Annotated in this window: 1 protein-coding gene; it reads left to right on the top strand. The window is 36.9% G+C overall.

The window, feature by feature from the left end; genetic code table 11:
- Nucleotides 1–1,175, top strand: a 1,175-nt coding sequence (locus ACFO5O_RS06085) for a T9SS type A sorting domain-containing protein (RefSeq protein ID WP_387961920.1), incomplete at its 5' end; no start/stop codon positions are given.
- Nucleotides 1,176–3,324 lie beyond the last annotated feature (2,149 nt).

The following is a 3,324-nucleotide window of genomic DNA, read 5'->3' as shown; positions in this document are numbered from 1 at the left end:
GCGGTTCACCAACAGGCGATGATTGCCAGTGGAGTGTTACTTACAACTATACTATAGCCGATAAGTGTGGCAACTTTGCAACAGAGGTAAACATTACCTACAGTGGCGGAGACGATACTGCACCAGAATTCACTAGTGTACCATTAGGAGGTGAAGTTTGTAATGGACCTGTTCCAGAATACTTAGAGGCAACTTGGACAGACAACTGTGCACAAGGTGGTACTTTAAGAGCTTTTCCGGTTTTGGTAAACGAAGACGAATGTATTAAAACATATGAGTACACTTTTATTGCGAAGGATGCTTGTGGTAATTCTACCACAGAAAAAGTAACTTACATTAGAGAAGATGATAAGTTCGTCAACTGCGAAACTGCCTTTGGCGTATTTACTACTGACGGTGTTAATGTAGATGATGACAGCAGATGTTTCAGAGAAGATGGTTTCTCACGTTGGGGCTGGACAAATAGTATTTCTCCAGATAACACCTATACCTTACAGTTATACGCTGGAGCAGGTAAGTGTGAACTATCCAAAGGTACAAATGTTGGTACAGCTACTGTAGATTACACAGGAGGTTTTGTAACAGTTACTTATAACATTACAACACCAGGTTACGCCATGAACGAAGCACATGTGTATATTGGTTGTGAACCATATCCAACGAAGAATGGAGTGAATACTGTTGCTCCTGGACAATTTAACTTTAATCCAGGTGGATTAGATTATGTGTATACTTATCAAGTAGGGCCAATTGAGGCTTCTGGAGATGTATACATTATTGTTCATGCCGTAGTTTGTGAGGAAGTTTGTAGATGTTCTATTTCAGAAGACAATAACGGATCAGCGTTTAATAACTCTGGTGAGTCTGTTGAATGTAAAGTAGAGCCTTCAGATTTCGGAATTAGTACCGTTGATTTCACAGCATATCCAGTTCCGTTTGAGAATGAAGTGAATGTGAAATATCTGTTTGAATATGATACGGATGTTAAGATTGAAGTATACGATGTGAAAGGTGCTTTAGTGAAGCATTCAATAGATACAAAATATGTAAAAGGATCTGTTGGTAGAGCAAAAATTGATCTATCAAAACAAGATAACCAAATGTACTTTGTACGATTAACTACAAGTCAAGGAACCGTTGTTAAAAGAATTGTTTCTGCTAGTAGACTTGACTAAATCAAAAAGGTCGAGATGAATAAAAAAGAGCAGCTTAATAGCTGCTCTTTTTGTTTTAGTATTTAACCATAAAAATGGTTGATTATAGAATTTAAAGAGTTTTATAACCTCTATTTCTTTTTTTGTAAGGTATTATAGATAACTATGCATTTCAACGTATTAAAAATTAAAGTAAACTAAAATATGTAAAATTCCTTTGTGTGAATAAATTTAATTCGCTAATTTAGTGGCGGTTACAAAAACAACCATTCTTATCCGAGTTTTAATTAATAGCAAATTAAAGCCACTTACTCTACAAGTTTTTAATTCTAGTATGTTAAATTGATTTTGAATTAATCATGATCAATTAATCTATTAATGTCCTTTCTCATTTTGTTATGTTAACACATTTTTTATTAATTAAAAAAGAATCTTATGTTAATGTACAAAATTACTCAAGTTAAATTAGTTGAGACCCTTTTGGGTGGTTGGCTAAATTTTATGAAACGAACCAAAAGTATATATGGCTATGCTATTTTCATACTTTGCTTAATGGGGGGCAATTTTTTAAGCGCCCAGAATCCTGTTGATTGTACGCAAGTTCAAAATGCTAATATTCAATTTGATAATAATCTTGGTGATTGGGTATGCGCTTTAGATAATGCTGCCAATCCATCTAAAATTTTTAAGCGTGATGCCAACGATACAAATGACACTCAATTTACTGGAGGTTCTGCAGACCCAAATTTTATTGCAAATTGGTCATGGAGTTTTGGAAACACTAATGACAAAGGAGATATTTCAAATGTAGGTGCCTCAATTCAAGGATCAAGAATATTTTTCTTTGGAGATAGAACCGCTGTTAATGGAGATGCTCAAATAGGGTTTTGGTTTTTCTTAAACGGGGTTGGTTTAGATACAGAACCCAAATTTAAAGGAACCCATGCTGAAGGCGATCTATTAGTGTTAAGTAATTTTACCAATGGTGGAGGTGCTGTTAATTTACGTGTTTTCCAATGGGTAAATAATCCAGCAGATGCTGTAAATCCTAATTTTCCATCTTTGCAAGACACAAATTGTGATGGTATACTTGATGGAAATGATCAAATTGTTAAAGATGAATCTGTGGGGAATCTAAAATTTTTAGGGATAACATGTAATGCAAAAGTGAATACCGCGCCGCTTACAATTCCTTGGGAAGGACCCTTTGATGGTTCTGTTAATAAAGCTGATGGGGTCACAAAATCAACTTGGACGTACCAGGGCAAAAAAGTAGGTAATGTTACTCCACCTGCTAACACTTATCCGGTAGGAGCATTTTTTGAAGGCTTTATAAGTTTAAGTGATATTAATACGGATATCTGTTTTTCAAGCTTTTTATTAGAAACTAGAAACTCGCAGTCTGCAACAGCATCATTACAGGATTTTGTAGCAGGTGAATTTAGGGTAGAACCATTACCTCCAGAGGCGGATTCGGATCCGTATTGTGTTGACGATGTAGCTTCGGCATTAACCGCAGATGGGGTTAATTTAACTTGGTATGAGGATGCAGCTTTAACTATAAAAACTAATGGAGGGGCTGGAACCGCACCCACGCCAGATACTTCTGCACCGGGTACAACTTCATATTATGTAACTTCAACAACTATACTTTCTACTACTTTAAGGTGTGAAAGTGATGCAACAGAAGTTGTGGTGACGGTTTATGAAAATCCAGACGCTGGTACAGGTCAAGATGATTCTTACTGTGAGACAGAAGATGTTACTTCGGTTGATCTGTTTGCCTTATTGACAGGNTGTCCAGGTGATAATGAGTCAGTAGATATCATTATCTACAGCCAGCCAACAGCAGGTACTGGTCAAGATGATTCTTACTGTGAGACAGAAGATGTTACTTCGGTTGATCTGTTTGCCTTATTGACAGGCGAAGATGCAGGAGGTCAGTGGACTGATGTCAATGGCAATGTAAGTAGCCCAATTGACTTAAGTGGTTATGCACTAGATACAACCCATACGTTTACGTATACAGTAGCCGCCAATGGCGACTGTCCAGGTGATAATGAGTCAGTAGATATCATTATCTACAGCCAGCCAACAGCAGGTACTGGTCAAGATGATTCTTACTGCGAGACTGAAGATGTTACTTCGGTTGACCTGTTTGCCTTATTGA

Source organism: Geojedonia litorea (genome assembly GCF_042654525.1).
Taxonomy (GTDB): domain Bacteria; phylum Bacteroidota; class Bacteroidia; order Flavobacteriales; family Flavobacteriaceae; genus Geojedonia; species Geojedonia litorea.
Note: the sequence above shows the minus strand (reverse complement) of the source record. Positions and strands in the feature narration are given on the sequence as shown.